This window comes from Dyella flava, assembly GCF_016904955.1.
Taxonomy (GTDB): Bacteria; Pseudomonadota; Gammaproteobacteria; order Xanthomonadales; family Rhodanobacteraceae; genus Dyella_B; species Dyella_B flava.
On the sequence record NZ_JADIKE010000038.1, the window covers coordinates 208,493 to 226,208 of the forward strand.

The 17,716-nt window shown below is 61.7% G+C and carries 14 protein-coding genes and 1 riboswitch; of the genes, 7 read left to right on the top strand and 7 right to left on the bottom strand.

All coding sequences use genetic code 11. The features are described 5' to 3' along the window. Window positions 1–40: 40 nt before the first annotated feature. On the bottom strand, window positions 41–235 hold the full coding sequence (locus ISP19_RS16640) for a YbdD/YjiX family protein (RefSeq protein ID WP_204683538.1): 195 nt from the start codon (window positions 233–235) through the stop codon (window positions 41–43). Next, window positions 232–2,316: a carbon starvation CstA family protein gene (locus ISP19_RS16645; RefSeq protein WP_204683539.1), complete on the bottom strand. Its 2,085-nt coding sequence runs from the start codon at window positions 2,314–2,316 to the stop codon at window positions 232–234. Before ISP19_RS16645 ends, ISP19_RS16640 begins: the two co-directional genes overlap by 4 nt. Before the next feature lie 446 nt (window positions 2,317–2,762). Between ISP19_RS16645 and def the strand changes: the two genes are divergently transcribed. Continuing rightward, window positions 2,763–3,302, top strand: a complete 540-nt coding sequence (gene def / locus ISP19_RS16650) for a peptide deformylase (protein WP_204683540.1) — start codon at window positions 2,763–2,765, stop codon at window positions 3,300–3,302. 143 nt (window positions 3,303–3,445) lie between these two features. Here def and ISP19_RS16655 read toward each other — a convergent pair whose 3' ends face one another. The 4 genes from ISP19_RS16655 to ettA form a co-directional block, all read right to left on the bottom strand. Beyond that, a complete protein-coding gene (locus ISP19_RS16655; RefSeq protein WP_204683541.1) occupies window positions 3,446–4,276 on the bottom strand; it encodes an undecaprenyl-diphosphate phosphatase in 831 nt (276 codons plus the stop codon). A 179-nt stretch (window positions 4,277–4,455) separates the two neighbouring features. Further along, a complete protein-coding gene (locus ISP19_RS16660) occupies window positions 4,456–6,450 on the bottom strand; it encodes a S1 family peptidase (protein ID WP_239556885.1) in 1,995 nt (664 codons plus the stop codon). Between the two features lie 378 nt (window positions 6,451–6,828). Then, entirely contained in the window at window positions 6,829–7,647 is an 819-nt protein-coding gene (gene pyrF, locus ISP19_RS16665) for an orotidine-5'-phosphate decarboxylase (RefSeq protein WP_204683542.1), read from the bottom strand. Between the two features lie 189 nt (window positions 7,648–7,836). Beyond that, window positions 7,837–9,498: an energy-dependent translational throttle protein EttA gene (gene ettA, locus ISP19_RS16670; protein ID WP_204683543.1), complete on the bottom strand. Its 1,662-nt coding sequence runs from the start codon at window positions 9,496–9,498 to the stop codon at window positions 7,837–7,839. Between the two features lie 229 nt (window positions 9,499–9,727). Here ettA and ISP19_RS16675 point away from each other — a divergent pair, with 229 nt between their 5' ends. From ISP19_RS16675 to nrdR, 3 genes are all read left to right on the top strand, one after another. Continuing rightward, window positions 9,728–10,606 carry a DUF817 domain-containing protein gene (locus ISP19_RS16675; RefSeq protein ID WP_204683544.1) on the top strand — a complete coding sequence of 293 codons (879 nt, stop codon included), beginning with the start codon at window positions 9,728–9,730 and terminating at the stop codon, window positions 10,604–10,606. A 179-nt stretch (window positions 10,607–10,785) separates the two neighbouring features. After that, window positions 10,786–12,039 (top strand): serine hydroxymethyltransferase, encoded by a 1,254-nt coding sequence (glyA, locus tag ISP19_RS16680; RefSeq protein WP_204683545.1) that lies wholly within the window; start codon window positions 10,786–10,788, stop codon window positions 12,037–12,039. Window positions 12,040–12,126: 87 nt separating this feature from the next. Continuing rightward, window positions 12,127–12,660 (top strand): transcriptional regulator NrdR, encoded by a 534-nt coding sequence (gene nrdR, locus ISP19_RS16685; RefSeq protein WP_204683546.1) that lies wholly within the window; start codon window positions 12,127–12,129, stop codon window positions 12,658–12,660. Between the two features lie 233 nt (window positions 12,661–12,893). Here the strand turns inward: nrdR and cysK are convergent, their stop codons facing one another. Further along, on the bottom strand, window positions 12,894–13,850 hold the full coding sequence (gene cysK, locus ISP19_RS16690; RefSeq protein WP_204683547.1) for a cysteine synthase A: 957 nt from the start codon (window positions 13,848–13,850) through the stop codon (window positions 12,894–12,896). Between the two features lie 222 nt (window positions 13,851–14,072). Between cysK and ribD the strand changes: the two genes are divergently transcribed. The 3 genes from ribD (at window position 14,073) to ribBA (ending at window position 17,508) form a co-directional block, all read left to right on the top strand. Next, window positions 14,073–15,158: a bifunctional diaminohydroxyphosphoribosylaminopyrimidine deaminase/5-amino-6-(5-phosphoribosylamino)uracil reductase RibD gene (gene ribD, locus ISP19_RS16695; protein WP_379946052.1), complete on the top strand. Its 1,086-nt coding sequence runs from the start codon at window positions 14,073–14,075 to the stop codon at window positions 15,156–15,158. A gap of 115 nt (window positions 15,159–15,273) precedes the next feature. Further along, window positions 15,274–15,450: riboswitch (FMN riboswitch) on the top strand. A gap of 126 nt (window positions 15,451–15,576) precedes the next feature. Beyond that, window positions 15,577–16,218 carry a riboflavin synthase gene (locus tag ISP19_RS16700; protein WP_204683548.1) on the top strand — a complete coding sequence of 214 codons (642 nt, stop codon included), beginning with the start codon at window positions 15,577–15,579 and terminating at the stop codon, window positions 16,216–16,218. A 195-nt stretch (window positions 16,219–16,413) separates the two neighbouring features. Further along, window positions 16,414–17,508 carry a bifunctional 3,4-dihydroxy-2-butanone-4-phosphate synthase/GTP cyclohydrolase II gene (gene ribBA / locus ISP19_RS16705; RefSeq protein ID WP_204683549.1) on the top strand — a complete coding sequence of 365 codons (1,095 nt, stop codon included), beginning with the start codon at window positions 16,414–16,416 and terminating at the stop codon, window positions 17,506–17,508. The last annotated feature ends 208 nt before the right edge of the window (window positions 17,509–17,716 follow it).

The following is a 17,716-nucleotide window of genomic DNA, read 5'->3' on the forward strand; positions in this document are numbered from 1 at the left end:
GACATGGCCTTGGCTTTCCTGGCATGGCAAGGCGGAGTGTTCAGCAACAGCGCCCACCGGTGCCCTTGTAGCGTGCGGCCTGCCGCTCACGGAAGAACTCGGCATAGGTGGGAATCTTCCGTTCGGGGTGGTGCGTACGCAGATGGGTGACGTAGACGTCATAGTCCGGTATGCCACAGCTTAAACGCGCGGTTTGCACCAGACGATGCCACAACTGTACGAGCTTCGTGTTCATGGGGTTTGGCCTGCCACGCTGGTCAGCGCTACACGAGGTGCTTCGTGCGCCGTCGGGATATGGCTGCGCCAGGCTTTCATCATCGCGTAGATGCTGAAGCCGCACATGGTCAGCACCAGCAACATAAACACGGCGGTAAGCGTGGCATCGACACTATTGTTGGTGATGATGCGCTGCATCTCGGCGAGATTCTTGGCAGGGGCCATCAGCTTGCCCGCCTGCATCGCCTGCGCGTAAGTCTGGCTGGCCACGGTAAAGCTGATCGGGCCGGAAAGTTTTTCCCAGCCTGCGGTCAGCGTGCACACGACCAGCCAGGTGGCGGGAATGCCGGGTACCCACACGTAGCGCTGGCGCTTGAGTTTCACCGTCACCACGGTAGCCAGCATCAGCGCAATCGCTGCGAGCATCTGGTTGGCGATGCCGAACAAGGGCCACAGGGTATTGATGCCGCCAAGTGGATCCACCGAGCCCTGGTACAGGAAATAACCCCACAGGCCCACGCAGATCGAGGTGGCCAGCACGTTACCGATCCACGACTCGGTGCTCTTCAGTGGTTCGTGCACCAGTCCGGCGATTTCCTGGATCATGAAACGGCCAACGCGCGTTCCGGCGTCCACCGTGGTGAGAATAAATAGTGCTTCGAACAGAATGGCGTAGTGGTACCAGAACGCCATCATCCGTTCGCCCGGCATGATGTTGTGCAGCAGTTGCGCCATCCCTACCGCCAGGGTGGGCGCGCCGCCTGCACGGCTGAGGATGCCGGTTTCACCGATGTCATGCGCGGTGCGCGATAACTCATCCGGTGTCACTACGAAGCCCCATTGGCTGATCGTTGCTGCCGCATGTTCCACCGTGGTGCCGATCAGAGCCGACGGCGAGTTCATCGCGAAGTACACGCCAGGATGAAGCGAGGCGGCGGCGATCAGCGCCATGATCGCGACGAATGCCTCCATCAGCATGCCGCCATAACCGACCATGCGTGCCTGGCCTTCATTGGCAAGCAGCTTCGGCGTGGTGCCCGAGGCGATGATCGAATGCCAGCCCGACACCGCGCCACAGGCGATCGTGATGAACAGGAACGGGAACAGCTGCCCCTGGAACACTGGCCCGGTGCCGTCGATAAAGCGTGATACGGCGGGCATCTGCAGATCAGGTGCGGCAAACAGGATCGCGACGGCCAGCAGCACGATCGTGCCGATCTTCAGGAAGGTGGAAAGGTAATCGCGCGGGGCCAGCAACAGCCACACCGGAAGCACCGAGGCAAAGAAGCCATAGCCGATCAGCAGCCAGGCCAGCGCCTTCGCATCGAAGTCAAACAGATTGGCCAGCACCGGCGTTGCCGCGACATGCGCGCCATAGGCAATCGAGGTCAGCAGCAAGACCAGCCCGATCAGTGACACTTCCAGAATCCGCCCCGGTCGCAGCCAGCGCAGGTAGATCCCCATGAGCAGCGCAATCGGGATCGTGCAGGCGACGGAGAACGTTCCCCACGGGCTATGCGTCAGCGCCTTGACCACCACCAGCGCCAATACCGCCAGCACGATCATCATCAAAGCCAGCAAGCCGAACATCGCGACCACGCCGGCAAACGGGCCCAGCTCTTCGCGCAGCATGTGACCCAGCGAACGCGCATCGCGTCGAATCGACAGGCCCAGCACCATGAAGTCCTGCACGGCGCCACCCAGCACTACGCCGAACAGGATCCACAGCGTCCCGGGCAGGTAACCCATCTGCGCGGCCAGCACTGGGCCAACCAGGGGGCCGGCGCCGGCAATGGCCGCGAAATGGTGGCCGAATACCACCCATTTGTCGGTCGGTACGTAATCCAGGCCATCGTTGTGCAGTACCGATGGCGGTGCGCGGCCCGGGTCCATCTGCAGGACGCGCAGCTCGATAAAGCGGCCGTAGAAGCGGTAGCCGATCAGGAACACAGCCACCGCTGCCGCGACCAGCCAGATGGCATTGATGGGTTCGCCGCGCCGCAGCGCGATTACTCCGAGGCAAGCCGCCCCGATGATGGCAATGATCACCCAGACAACCTTGCTCGCCACACCGGCCGGCCTTGTTGCGATGGTTTCCATGGAGGGGCTCCAGATCGATCGATAAGAGAGTCAGCTCAATCTCATCGCGTGCCTTGGTACATCCCTACGGCATCCCGGCCGCGCGAAGGCTTTGAATCGGGTTCTAGAGTCGTCCTGTCGGCGGCGAGGGTCAATAGCGCCCGGCTTTAAGCGAGGGAATCCCGCCTCGGAGCTCATGCCGGCGATGAAAAGCAGATAGCGATACGTGGCGTGCGCGCGAAGTGGTCGGCATGTGGTGGACAGAAAATCTCGTTGGAGATGTTTGTCCGCGTTCCAAGGAACTCAGGTCTTCCATTATGGGTGTGGGGCCTGGCACGTTTACCGGAATCATCTAAAAATCACGAATTGCCAATACCCTTTGCATGGCTTAGAAAAGGTCCAGGCGGCTTGAGTTCATGGCTTGCCGTCCACAGTTATCCATAAGACTCTGCTTGCGTGAGGTTGGCATGATTCGCGAGATTCTGAAGATGGGCGATCCGCGTTTGCTGCGTGTCGCGCCTCCTGTTCCGGATGCGATGATCGGCAGCGCCGAGCTCGATGCCCTGATCGCCGACATGTTCGACACCATGCATGATGCCGGCGGCGTCGGCCTGGCCGCACCGCAGATCGGCGTCGATCTGCAACTGGTGATCTTCGGTTTCGATCGTTCCGAGCGTTATCCCGACGCACCGCCGGTGCCGAAAACGATCCTGCTCAATCCGGTGATTACTCCGTTATCGCAGGATATGGAGGAGGGTTGGGAGGGCTGCCTGTCGGTACCGGGTTTGCGCGGTGCGGTGAACCGCTATTCGCTCATCCGCTACGAAGGCGTCGATCCGAAAGGCGAGCGCATCGATCGGCGCGCGGAAGGTTTCCATGCCCGAGTGGTGCAGCATGAATGCGACCACCTGATCGGACGGCTTTATCCCTCGCGCATTACCGACTTCACCAAGTTTGGCTTTACCGAAGTGCTGTTTCCGGATATGGATCCGGGTGAGGACGAATAAGATTCACGCGCGGGTCCTGATTGCCGCGCATGGTGGATTGATCAAGCGGCATCGTCGGATTTCGATTGCAAAAAGGCCCCTTTCTTTGAAGGGGCCTTTGCTATTCGATGATTTGACAGCTTAGAGGATCTGCTGGAAGCCGCTTACGCCGGCTGCGGATGCAGCAGGAACCAGGCGAGAAACACGGCGCCGGCGATCACGCAATAGGTGCCGAACGATGTCAGGCGCCCGCGACCTTCGAAGTAGCGCATCAGAAAGCGCAGGCTCAGCCACGCTGCAATCGCCGTCAGCACCCCACCGAGGAAGGCGTCAGCCAACTGTTCCGGCGCCTTGAACAGCTTGGGAATTTCCAGCAGACCAGCGGCGAGAATGATCGGTGTGCCGAGCAGGAACGAAAATTCCGCGGCCTTTTCCTTGTCCAGTCCCGTGGCCGAGCCGGCGATCATGGTCAGGCCGCTGCGCGAGAAGCCCGGGATCAGTGCGCCGATCTGCGCCAGGCCGACCAGAAACGCCTGGCGGAAGCTCAGCTTCTCCGGTGGCTTGTGCGCACGCGAGCGTTCCAGGCGATCGCCCAGCCACAGCAGCACGCCGTTGGCGATCAAGGCGACAGCGACGATGCGCAGATCCTTGAACACCAGTTCCAGTTTCTTTTCCAGCAGCAGGCCTACCAGACCGGCCGGAACGGTGCCGATGATCAGTGCCCACATCATGTGTCCGTCATCATTGCGGCGGCCACCCAGCGAGGCGAAGAAGCCGCGGACCAAGGCGACCCAGCGATGACGGAAATACCCGAGCAGCGCCAGCGCCGTGCCCAGGTGCAGCGCTACCAGGAAGGGGATGAGTTGCGGCGCATGCTTGTCGATATGCATGCCGAACAGGGCGGGCACCAGCAAAGTGTGGCCAAGGCTGCTGACCGGGAATAATTCGGTTACACCCTGCAGCACGCTAAGGAAGATCAGAAACCACAAGCTCACGCATTCATCCCTCTGAAGTTGACGGGCCATTATCGCAGCCGGGCCGGCACTTACGACAAGTGGTGCCGGTACGAAACGCCCAGCCGATCGTTATCGCGATGCCGTGACCGCGGGAGCGCCGCTCATGCAGTCATCAGTGCCCACCACCTGGAGGTGATCCCGGTGGCAGGCAGTCTTGATCAGGGCGACTTGATTTTGAACTGCTGGGTCAGCTGGCTGAGCTTTACCTTCATCTCTTGCGGCTTGTGCGCGCTCTGGGTTGCGTAGAAAGCCGTGTAAAGCTCGGTGGGTGTGCTCTTGGCGCGCGGATCAATGACCGTGGCGATATCCATCTCATCGCCATCGTTATAGGCGATGCCATCGTAGGGATGCTGCTTGTGCAGCAGCTTGCCCCAGGCTTCCTTGAAGTTGTCGTCCAGATCCTGACTGGGTGCTACATGCCGCCTGATGCTGATGCGGTCCGGGTCAGTGATGTTGAGGCGAATCTGAATGTAATTGGTTTGCAGCGTGATCTTGCCGCTGTCGCTGAAGTACCCGAAACCCACGGCCAGCATGTTGTCAGGCGCGATGGTTTGCAGTGATGAGGGATAGTTGAAGGAGACCTGATCGGAGTCGTAGCTGAGGCGCTTGCCGTAATCAAAATCCATTCGGGTGTTCTTCAAGACTTGCGGCAGCAGCGAATTTTCGGCGAGAAATTCCTTCCACTGCGCCAGTGATCCGCCGTAATCGACATTGAAGAAATCGGTGAGCGCTTTCATGTCGATCATGCTGTCGTGCGTGATCATTGAGGGGTTCATGCGCATCATGATCGCGTAGCCATCAGGCACGGGCAGCGCAAACAAGATGATTTCGGAATTTATGTACGGTTGCGGCCAGACGAAAACCTTCCATTGCCGTTGCCACGCATCGGTGTAGGTGGCGTCGGTGGTGGGTTTGCCCAGCGAGGTGATCTTGATCTTTTCCGGACCGACCTGGCGGTACCAGTAGCCGGTCTGCAGCAACAGATCCATCATCTGCTTGGGATCGTTGTAGAACGTATCGGCCTTCATGTCGTCGGGCCGGCGCAGATGCATCAGGAAATTATGGCCGACGTAGCCACTGGCGACATAACCATTGCCGCTGAGCGGTACGCGGTTGAGTTCGCGCCCTGCATATTGCCACTGGCCACTACGATTGCGTGCGATCAGGGACGGGAAAAAGCTGAGCTGGGGATCGTCATGCAGAATGCGGTTGGCGCCAGGGCCATGCGGGAACAGTTGGTCGCTCTGCTGCTGTAGCAGGGCTTTCAATTGCTGTTCGTTGAAACTGTTTTGCAGTTTCAAAAAGGTGGCGCTGAAATCGGCATAGCTGGCCGGCAGTGGGAATTGCGCCTTGAAGCTGCCGTTCTGGTCGTAATCCAGCACATCCAGCTGATAGGACTCCTGTTTGTCCATCACCGCCAGGTTATCGGGCGCCTTCAGTACTTCGTTGATGGGCAGGGCGTAATTGAGATTTTCGTTGGCCGACTTCATCAGCACCACGCCGATCGCCTTGCCGTCCTGATCCAGTAATGGACCACCGCTATTGCCGGGCGATGCGGCAGCGGAAAAGCGCATCCATTCCCAGCGGCCGTTTTCTTCCTCGGGCGTATTGGAGGTGTACAGGCCATCGCGGATCACGACACCGGTGCCAAGCGCGTTGCCTACGGCATACACCACGCTGTTCAACACCGGCTTGGTGTCGATCGCCAATGCGGCATTGCTCGGCTGATCCTTCAGCGAGAACACCGCGAAATCTTGCTGAAGCGAAAACTTTTCGATCTTGTCGATGGCATAGACATGGCCACTGGCATCGCGCAGCGAAGGCGGGCCGGTGAGGTCGCCGACGGCAAGCAGCAAGACGTGTCCGGCGGTGACGTAGCGGTTGTTGCCGATGGCAAACGCCGTGCCAATCGAGAAGTATTTATCGGTGCGCTCCTGGTACGGCAGCAGTTCGAGTGGCAGCGGCTTTTCGTAAGTCAGTGGATCGTCGACCGCCCTGGGAATCACCACTTCGAACGTGGCGGCATCCACTTTTGACACCAGGCTTGTATCCAGACTCGCTGCCTGTGCGCGACCGGCCGCAGTCAACACCAACAAGGCAAACAGCAGTGCCAGCGAGGCACGATGCAGAAAATCCATCATTCTTGCACTCATGTGACGACCCCACCCGTTCAGTACCTGCATACGTTTCCTTCGTATGGTTGTCGGCCGACGAAAAGCCGGCGCTGCGCGGCTGATACTGACATAGCGCCACGGGGTGGTGGGAGGGCCTAAAGACGGTTTTTTTGCGAATGGATCGCATTGAAAGTGCGATCCGGCCATGTTTCAACAGGTGCCCGGACCGATATTCCATGGAGCGTTATCCCCCGCAACAGCGGCCTCGCAGCGGTCCATGAATTCAGGGGGATATGTCCCGGGCAAGTCACCTGTGAATCAGGCACATCGTCCTGCGTAGACGAGGCCGAGCGGGATCAGCCGAGGAAGTCCGGCCTGGCACAGGGCGCTCCTCGATGGAGAGACCTTCCGGGCGGGTCAGTGCTTGCGGTACTGATTGATGCTGTCGCGCAGCTCGAGTGCCGCCGAACGGGCAGCCCGCGCAAAGTCCTCACCCTTGCCGGCATAAAGAATGGCACGCGACGAACTGATCATCAGCCCGGTGCCGTCCGCCGTGCAGCCGTTGCGGACGACGGCTTCCACATCGCCACCCTGCGCGCCGATGCCGGGAACCAGCAACGGCACATCGCCAACCAGCGTGCGCACTTCGGCAAGCTGTTCCGGCCAGGTGGCGCCGGTTACCAGCGCGCAATTGCCGTGGGTGTTCCAGTCACGGGCGATGATCTGCGCAACATGCTGGTACAGCGGCTTGCCACCGACGTCCAGGTCCTGCAGATCGGCGGCGCCGGGGTTGGAGGTGTGGCACAGCAGGATCACGCCTTTGTCGGCACGATCCAGGAACGGTTGCACGGAGTCGCGTCCCAGGTAGGGATTGAGCGTCACCGCATCGGCGGCGTAGCGATCGAACGCTTCGCTGACATAATGCTGCGCCGTGCTGCCGATATCACCGCGCTTGGCGTCGAGGATGACCGGGATGCCGGGATGCTTCGCATGAATATGCGCAATCAGGCGTTCAAGCGCATCGTCGGCACGCAGTGCGGCGAAGTGCGCGATCTGCGGCTTGTAGCTGCATACCAGATCGGCGGTGGCATCGACGATGTCACGGCAGAACTCGAACACGGCGTCCGCGCGTCCTTGCAGGTGAGCCGGGAATTTGGAGGGTTCGGGATCGAGGCCGACGCAGACCAGCGAGTTGTTGCGGGTCCATGCCTGTTGCAGGGCTTGCATGAAATGCATGGTCTCTCTCCGTTATTCCCCTCTCCCCTCCGGGGAGAGGGGTAGGGGTGAGGGGGCGATCTTGCGATGTGGTTCGATCGAAGCGTGGTTCCATTGAAGGTTTGGGGCGAGCGTGGCCCCTCACCCCAGCCCTCTCTCCCACGGGACTAGCTTCGCGTCGCCCGGAGGGGAGAGGGAGAAAAGCGGGGGTTAGGCCAGCTTCTTGTACTTCACGCGGTGCGGCTTGGCCGCCTCGTCACCCAGGCGGCGCTTCTTGTCCGCTTCGTACTCGTTGTAGTTGCCGGGGAAGAACTCGACGTGCGAGTCGCCTTCGAAGGCCAGGATGTGCGTGGCGATGCGGTCGAGGAACCAGCGATCGTGCGAGATCACCATCGCGCAGCCGGGGAATTCCAGCAGCGCGTCTTCCAGCGCGCGCAGGGTTTCCACGTCCAGGTCGTTCGACGGCTCGTCGAGCAGCAGCACGTTGCCGCCCTGCAGCAGGGTCTTGGCCAGGTGGAGGCGGCCGCGTTCACCGCCGGACAGGTTGCCGACGATCTTCTGCTGGTCCACGCCCTTGAAGTTGAAGCGGCCGATGTAGGCGCGCGACTGGATCTCGAAGTTGCCGATGGTGAGGATGTCCGCACCGCCGGACACTTCCTGCCAGACATTGTTCTTGGCTTCGAGCGCACCACGCGACTGGTCGACGTAGGCGAGCTTCACCGTGTGGCCCAGCTTCACTTCGCCGGAATCGGGTTGCTCCTTGCCCATGATCAACTTCATCAGCGTGGACTTACCCGCACCGTTCGGGCCCATGATGCCCACGATGGCGCCCGGCGGGACCTTGAACGACAGGTCGTCGATCAGCAGGCGATCGCCGAAGGACTTGCTGACATTCTTGAACTCGATCACTTCCTGGCCCAGGCGCTCGCCCGGCGGAATGAAGATTTCATTGGTTTCGTTGCGGCGCTGGTATTCGACCGCGTTCAGTTCTTCAAAGCGGTTCAAGCGCGCCTTGCCCTTGGACTGACGGCCCTTGGCGGCCGAGCGCACCCACTCCAGTTCCTTCTCGATGGCTTTCTGGCGCGACTTTTCCTGCTGCGCTTCCTGCTTGAGGCGAGCGTCCTTCTGCTCCAGCCACTCGGTGTAGTTGCCCTTCCAAGGAATGCCGCGGCCGCGGTCGAGTTCCAGAATCCACTCGGCCGCGTTGTCGAGGAAGTAGCGATCATGGGTGACGGCCACCACGGTGCCCGGGTAGTCCTGCAGGAAGTGCTCCAGCCACTCGACCGACTCGGCGTCCAAGTGGTTGGTGGGTTCGTCCAGCAGCAGCATGTCCGGCTTGGACAGCAGCAGGCGGCACAGCGCCACGCGGCGCTTCTCGCCACCGGACAGCGGGCCGATCTTGGCATCCCACGGCGGCAGGCGCAGCGCGTCGGCGGCCACTTCCAGCTGGCGCTCCAGGGCATGGGCGTCGTTGGCAGCGAGGACGTTTTCCAGTTCCTGCTGCTCGGCGGCGAGCTTGTCGAAGTCGGCGCCTTCCTCGGCGTAGGCGGCGTACACCTCTTCAAGACGCTTTTGCGCGTCCAGGACCACCGACACGCCTTCCTCGACCGCTTCGCGTACGGTCTTTTCCGGATCGAGCTGCGGCTCCTGCGCCAGGTAGCCGACCTTGATGCCCGGCTGCGGACGGGCTTCGCCCTGAAAATCGGTATCCACGCCGGCCATGATGCGCAGCACGGTGGACTTGCCCGCGCCGTTCAGACCCAGCAGGCCGATCTTGGCGCCGGGGAAGAAGCTCAGCGAAATGTCCTTGATGATCTGGCGCTTCGGGGGAACGATCTTGCTGACCCCGTTCATGGTGTAGATGTATTGCATGCTGGCTCCGAAGGCATGCGCGTGGCCGGCCCGGATGGATGGGCGACGCGCAGGGGCGTGGGTATCAAACGGGGGATTATAGCGGCTTATCGGTAAATCCCGATGACGCTGGTCCGAAGCGCATCGGCCGCGTTATCGCGAGCCAATCGTCACTTGCTCGCCATTTTTTGCGTCTGATTGGCCCCGCGGGACGGCCAGTCTGTCCGGTGACATGCATCGGAGCCGGACGATGGAGCGCAGCCACCCTTTCACCTTGCTCAGCGCCATCCGGCGGATGGACGATCGCGTCGGTGCCTGGGCGTGGTCGCGCGGCCGTTGCGCCATCGCGCTGCACGAGTTCGTCTGCTTTGGCGCGAAGCAGGCGTCGGCCTGTCTGTTCGGTGGCTGCATGGTGCTGTTGCTGGGTCTCACCTGGGCGTGCTATCCGCATCAGGCCGTCTTGACGCGCTACGACTTTCTTACCCTGGCGGCGGTGTTGATCCAGTGCCTGCTGCTTGCCGCGCGCCTGGAGACCTGGGAAGAAACCAGGGTCATCATGCTGTTTCACGTGGTCGGCACGGTGATGGAAGTGTTCAAGACCGCGATGGGATCGTGGATCTATCCCGAAGCATGTTTGCTGCACATCGGCGGTGTGCCGCTATTTACGGGATTCATGTACGGATCGATCGGCAGCTACATCGCGCGCGCATGGCGACTGTTCGAGTTTCGCTTCACCCATCATCCGCCGCTGTTTGCCACGGTATCGCTGGCGATTGCGATCTACGTGAATTTCTTCACCCATCATTTTTTTGCAGATATCCGGCTGCTGCTGTTTGCCGCGGCAGCGCTGCTGTTTGGCCGCACCTGGGTGCATTTCCGCATTCGCCGCGTGCATCGGCGCATGCCGTTGTTGCTGGGCTTTGTACTGGTAGCGACGTTTATCTGGATCGCGGAGAACGTCGGCACCTTCACAGCGGTATGGCGCTATCCGGCGCAGCATCACGGTTGGCGCATGGTGCCGTTGTCGAAGCTGGGGGCGTGGTTTTTGCTGATGATCATCAGCTACGTGATGGTGAGTGCGGTGGCGAGGCGGCGATCTGCCCGGGCATCACGGCAAGGTCGTCATTGAAGTAAAACCAATAGCTTACGTCGCTCGCCAAGCCGGACGACCGGCATGCCCTGCGCACCTGGAACACAGGCGCCAATGCACCATCCGACAACGCTTGTCCAGCGTCCGGCGGTGGCCGTAAACCCGCTTAACTATTACACTTTCAAGTCTTACCCCGCTTGCAACCCCAAGAGGCTCGAATGTTCCCGAAGACCGACACCATCGCCGGCTATGACGATGAACTGGCCAAGGCCATTGCCGACGAAGCGCGACGCCAGGAAGACCACGTCGAGCTGATCGCCTCCGAGAACTACGCCAGTCCGCGCGTGCTGGAAGCCCAGGGTTCGGTCCTCACCAACAAATACGCCGAGGGTTATCCCGGCAAGCGCTACTACGGCGGTTGCGAATATGTGGACGTGGCCGAGCGCCTCGCCATCGAACGCCTCAAGCAGCTGTTCGGCGCCACCTATGCCAACGTGCAGCCGCATTCCGGCTCGCAAGCCAACCAGGCGGTTTACTTCGCGCTGCTCAATCCGGGCGACACCATCCTGGGCATGAGCCTGGCGCACGGCGGCCATCTCACCCACGGCGCCAAGGTGAACATCTCCGGCAAGCTGCTCAACGCGATCCAGTACGGCGTGAACGAGCATGGCCTGGTCGATTACGACGAAGTCGAGCGCCTGGCAGTCGAACACAAGCCGAAGATGATCGTGGCCGGTTTCAGCGCCTATTCGCAGGTCATGGACTGGGCGCGCTTCCGTGCCATCGCCGACAAGGTGGGCGCCTATCTGTTCGTCGACATGGCCCACGTGGCCGGTCTGATCGCCGCGGGTGTCTATCCCAGCCCGCTGCCGCACGCGCATGTGGTGACGTCCACCACGCACAAGACCCTGCGTGGTCCGCGCGGCGGCTTCGTGATCGCCAAGGATGCGAGCGAAGAGATGGAGAAGAAGCTGCAATCCATCGTGTTTCCCGCCCTCCAGGGCGGCCCGCTGATGCATGTCATCGCCGCCAAGGCAGTAGCCTTCAAGGAAGCGTTGGAGCCGTCCTTCAAGGCATACCAGACGCAAGTGGTGAAGAACGCCAAGGCGATGGCCAAGACGCTGATCGAGCGCGGCTACAAGGTGGTGTCCGGGGGTACCGAAAACCACCTGATGCTGGTCGACCTGATCGGCCGCGACGTCACCGGCAAGGACGCGGAAGCTGCACTCGGCAAGGCGCACATCACAGTCAACAAGAACGCCGTGCCGAACGACCCGCGCTCGCCGTTCGTCACCTCCGGTCTGCGCGTTGGTACGCCGGCGGTCACCACCCGCGGCTACAAGGAAGCGGATGTGATCGAATTGACCAACTGGATCTGCGACGTATTGGACGCCCCCACGGACGAAACTGTCATCAAGGCCGTGCGCGAAAAAGTCTCGGCCCAGTGCAAGAAATTCCCGGTCTACGGCTGAGCCACGAGGAGCGAACGATGAGTAAACGCCACCTCACCGCACCGGCCTTATCTCACTCTTCACTCCTCTCCACTCACTCCTAACCCGATGCATTGCCCCTTCTGCCAGCATGAAGACACCCGCGTGATCGATTCACGCCTTGCCGACGATGGCGCCACCGTGCGCCGTCGCCGCGAGTGTCCGGAATGCGGCGAGCGCTTCAATACGTTCGAGACGGCCGAGTTGAAACTACCGGCCATCGTGAAGAGCGGTGAGCGGCGCGAGAGTTTCGACGAGCGCAAGTTGCGTATCAGTTTCGAGCGTGCCTTGCAGAAACGCCCGGTGGCGAGCCATGCCGTGGATGCGGCGGTGCGTGCGGTTATCGACGATCTGCGCAAGAGCGGCGAGCGTGAGGTGCCCTCGCGTCATGTAGGCGAACTGGTGATGCGTGAGCTGAAGAAGCTCGACCAGGTGGCCTATGTGCGCTTCGCTTCGGTTTATCGCAAGTTTGAGGATGTGCACGCGTTCCGCGAAGAAATCGAAAAGCTGGAGCGCGATCTTCCGCCGGGATTGGAAAATCTGCAGCTTTCATTGCTCGGCGAAGCTGCGGCAGCGGCAAAGCGCCATCCCCGCAAGAGCTAGCCCGGCTTTGCGCACGGGTAACACCTAGCCGCGTAGGTTGGAGTAAGCGCCAGCGCACTCCAACATCGCCATCTCCGACACCACGATGAATCATTGCTGGCCCAGGGTTGTTTTCAAGGCAAGCCATGACATGGCGGCGTTGGGGTGCGCTGGCGCTTACCCCAACCTACCCATCGCGTGATGCGGGAGGGTAATAGGTGTTGCCCATGTGTCCAGTCCGTATACGGGGTGCGCTAACCCAGGCTGTCCAGCCACGCGTCGTCCGAACCTTCCTCCACACCTTCGAACAGGAAGGTGGAGATATAGCGTTCACCCGTATCCGGCAGCATCGCCAGGATCACGCTGCCATGCTCGGCGGTTTCTGCATATTTCAGCGCCGCGGCGACGGTTGCGCCGGCCGAGATGCCGACAAAGATGCCTTCCTCCTTCGCCAGGCGGCGGGAAGTGTCGCGGGCGAGCACGTCGTCCACCGGCAGATCGATGTCAAAGATTTTGCGATTGAGCACCTCGGGCACGAAGTCCGGCGTCCAGCCCTGGATCTTGTGCGGCTGCCACGGCTGGTCCTTGAGCAGCGATGCGCCGGCCGGCTCGGAGACGACAATCTTTACCTCGGGGCGGGCCACTTTGAGCACTTCGCCCACGCCGGTCAGCGTGCCGCCGGTGCCCCAGCCGGTGACGAAGGCGTCGAGGCGGCGTCCGGCGAAATCGCGCAGGATTTCCGCTGCGGTGGTATTGCGGTGATAGGCCGGGTTGGCCGGATTCTGGAACTGGCGCGGCAGGAACCAGCCGTGCTTTGCCGCCAGTTCCTCCGCGCGCCGGACCATGCCGCTGCCGCGTTCGGCCGCCGGTGTCAGGATCACCTTGGCGCCGTAGGCGCGCATCAGCTTGCGCCGCTCGACGGAGAAGGTTTCGGTCATGGTGGCCACGAAGCGATAGCCGCGCGCCGCGCAAACCATCGCCAGCGCCACGCCGGTATTGCCGGAGGTGGCCTCGACCACGGTGTCGCCCGGCTTCAGCAGCCCCTTTTTTTCCGCATCAAGGATCACCGCGATCGCGAGACGGTCCTTCACCGAACCGCCGGGATTGAACGCTTCTATCTTGGTGTAAAGCGTGACATGCGCGGGCGCGATGCGATGAAGGCGGACGATGGGCGTATGGCCGATGGTGTCTAGGATGTTCTCGTAAATCATGGCTGTTTCCCGGGACGGAGGACATGACGTTAGATGGTGGGCGCTGGTTTGTGCTTACCCTTTCCTCACCGCAGCGAGGGTTACTGACGAGCAAGCTTGCGGCGCCGTCGAAACATGGCGCCAGGGTGAAGGCATTAAGGCTACTCCTGCCGGATGCGGCGCGACAAACGCTGCCTGATCGCGCACACTGACAATCATGCATATCGTTATTCAGACGTCTCCATGAACTTCTCCGTCATCGATGTTGCACATATGACACAGGCCCTGCGCCTGGCCGAGCGTGGCCTTTACACCACGCAACCGAATCCGCGGGTGGGCTGCATCATCGCGCATGGCGAACGGGTGGTAGGGCAGGGGTGGCATGAGCGGGCCGGTCAGCCGCATGCCGAGGTGTTTGCCTTGCGCGAGGCGGGTGAGCAGGCGCGTGGCGCCACCGCTTACGTCACGCTGGAGCCGTGCGCGCATTACGGCCGCACGCCGCCCTGTGCCGATGCGCTGGTCGCGGCGGGCGTTGCGCGGGTGGTGATCGCTGCGGAAGATCCGTTCCCGCAAGTGGCCGGCCGTGGCATCGAAAAGTTGCGTGCGGCGGGCATCATCGTGGAAAGCGGGCTGCTGCGCGACGCCGCACGCGAGCTCAATATCGGCTTTTTCAGCCGTATAGAGCGCCAGCGTCCGTGGGTACGGGTCAAGCTGGCGATGAGCCTGGATGGCCGCACGGCGCTGGCCAACGGCGAATCCAAATGGATTACCGGCGAAGCCGCGCGTGCCGATGTGCAACGTTGGCGCGCGCGCAGCTCGGCCATCCTTACCGGTGGCGGAACGGTACTTGCCGACAACCCGCTGCTTACTGTTCGCCTCACCGATCAGCCGTTCACGCCGCCGCTGCGGGTGGTGCTGGATCGTCGTCTGCGTACGCCTGCCGGCAGCCATGTGCTCGATGGCACCACGCCCACGTTGATCATGCATGCGGCCAGCGCCCGCATTACGGACAACCGCTTTGATCAGGTCGAGCGTGTGGTCGTCCCCGAACAGGGTGATGTCCTGGCCGTGATGGCCTTGCTCGCCGAGCGCGGTTGCAGTGAATTGCATGTCGAGGCGGGACCCGCGCTGTGCGGGGCATTGTTCGCGGCGGGACTGGTGGACGAGCTGCTGCTCTACATCGCGCCGCTCATGCTGGGCGACTGTGCGCTTCCGCTGATGTATCTGCCCGCGTTGACGGCTATGGCCGATCGCTGGTCGCTGCGCGCGATCGATCAGCGCCGGGTCGGCCAGGACTGGCGCCTGCAACTGCGGCCGGGATCGGCATAAAGTCACGGGCCGGACCCCTGCGCCGGACACATTGTCCCGCCCCGTGGACAGTCATGGGGCAGGCGGCGCGGCGATCAGTGCTAAACTTCGCCGGCCGGCTCGTCCGGCATATAACCAACGTCTTCAGGGCGGGGCGGAATTCCCCACCGGCGGTAGGGACCGCAAGGTCCGAGCCCGCGAGCGCTTCCGGTTCCACCGGAAGGTCAGCAGATCCGGTCAAATGCCGGGGCCGACGGTTTACGTTGTAGCGGTTCGCCGCCACAGCGCACAGTCCGGATGAAAGAAGACGGCGGCATGCATCGCGCAAGCGGTGCATGTGCCTCATGCCTTGGGGCGTTCCCACTGACTTTGCGTGGAGAACGTTCATGTCTACCTGTCATTGCCAAGCCTTGCCCACCTTCCTTGTGGAGGTGCGCTGATGTTTACCGGTATTGTTCAAAGCGTGGGCCGCATTGCGCGGCTGGAACCGCGTGGTGGCGACGTGCGCCTGCATGTCGACACCGCCGGTCTGGATCTTTCCGATGTGCAGCTGGGTGACAGCATTGCCGTGTCTGGCGTGTGCCTGACCGCGGTGACTCTGGAAGCGCGCGGCTTTGCCGCCGATGTATCCAATGAAACGTTGTCGCTCACGACGCTGGGCAAGCACAAGGCGGGCGATCCGGTGAATCTGGAAAAAGCCTTGCGGCTGGCGGATCGTCTTGGCGGCCATCTGGTGTCCGGCCATGTCGATGGCGTGGGCAAGGTGATCGCCGTGACCCCCGATGGCCGTTCGCTGCGTTGGACTTTTGAAGTGCCGGCCCAGCTTGCGCGCTATATCGCCTCGAAGGGTTCGATTTGCATCGACGGCACCAGCCTGACCGTCAACGAAGTGAACGGAAACCGCTTCGGCGTGAACCTGATTCCGCACACGGTCGAGCACACGGCCTTTCATGCACGGCGTCCCGGTGATGCGGTGAATATCGAAGTGGATGTGGTGGCGCGCTATGTGGAGCGCCTGATCGGTGGCGGAGGAGAGTCGCGGATCGACGAGGCGTTTTTGAAGCAACACGGTTTTGCGTGATGCCTTGCTGATCGCTTGGCCTGCAACCTTTCTCATCAAGATAACCACATAACGATGACGCCTATCACCACGGGCCGTCATTCCCGCGAAAGCGGGAATCCATTTGCACTTGATGCAAAGAGCGAAAATGGGTTCCCGCTTTCGCGGGAATGACGGTCGTGAATAGGCGGCATCCTGCAATTTAAGGAATAGAACATGGCATTCAACACCATTCCCGAAATCCTCGAAGACATCCGCGCCGGTCGCATGGTGGTGATTCTCGACGACGAAGATCGCGAGAACGAAGGCGATCTGATCATGGCCGCGCAGATGGTGCGGCCGGAGGACATCAACTTCATGGTGCGCGAAGCGCGCGGCCTGGTCTGCCTTACGCTGACCGAACAGCGCACGCGCCAGCTCGGCCTGCGTCCGATGGTGAGCGACAACACCTCGCCCTATCAGACCAACTTCACCGTTTCGATCGAAGCGGCCGAAGGTGTCACCACCGGCATTTCCGCGCACGACCGCGCACGCACCATCCAGGTGGCGGTGAAGGCGGATGCGAAGCCGCAGGATCTCTCGCAGCCGGGCCACATCTTTCCGCTCACGGCGCAGCCGGGCGGTGTGTTGACGCGTGCGGGGCACACCGAAGCGGGCTGTGATCTCGCTGCGTTGGCGGGCCTTGAGCCTTCGGCGGTACTGATCGAAGTGCTGCATGAAGATGGTTCGATGGCACGCCGGCCCGAGCTGGAAATTTTTGCGAAAAAACATGGCCTGAAGATCGGCTCGATTGCGGATCTGATCCGTTACCGCCTGGAAACCGAAAAAACGGTCAAGCGCGTGTACGAGGAAGATGTGCAGACCGAATTCGGTGCGTTCCGGCTGGTGGCCTATCGCGATGCGATTCGTCACGGCCTGCATTTCGCCCTGGTGCGCGGCAAGGTGGACGATGGCGCGGCCGTGCTGTCGCGCGTGCACGTGCGCAATACGCTGTCTGATGTGCTGCATTTGCAACGCGACGATCTCGGCCTGACCGTCACCGCGGCCCTGCGCCGGATTGCCGATGAAGGCCGTGGCGTGCTGCTGGTGCTCTCCGGTGAAGACACGCCCGATGCGTTGCTGCGCCGTCTCAACCGGCAGCCGGTGACGCAGGGGCCCGAAGAAGTGCAGCAACAAGAGTGGCGACAGCATGGCCTGGGCGCGCAGATCCTTACCGATCTGGGTGTGCATCGTCTGCGCGTGTTGGGCACGCCGCGCAAGTTGGTGGGTCTGGCTGGATTTGGGCTCGAGGTTGTCGAGCACACGGAATAAGGCACGCGGGTGTTCGTGTCACTCATTCCGTCGTCCCGGCGAAGGCCGGGACCCAGCGACTCTTTCGCATCCAAGGCACTGGGTCCCGGCCTTCGCCGGGACGACGGGACGAGGCGTCGAGCGGCGTGAAGTGCCAGGCTTGTTCCCTATGCCCTGCCACCAATTCCCGTTACTCTGCCCCTGCTAATTCCGCTGAAACGAGGTCGCG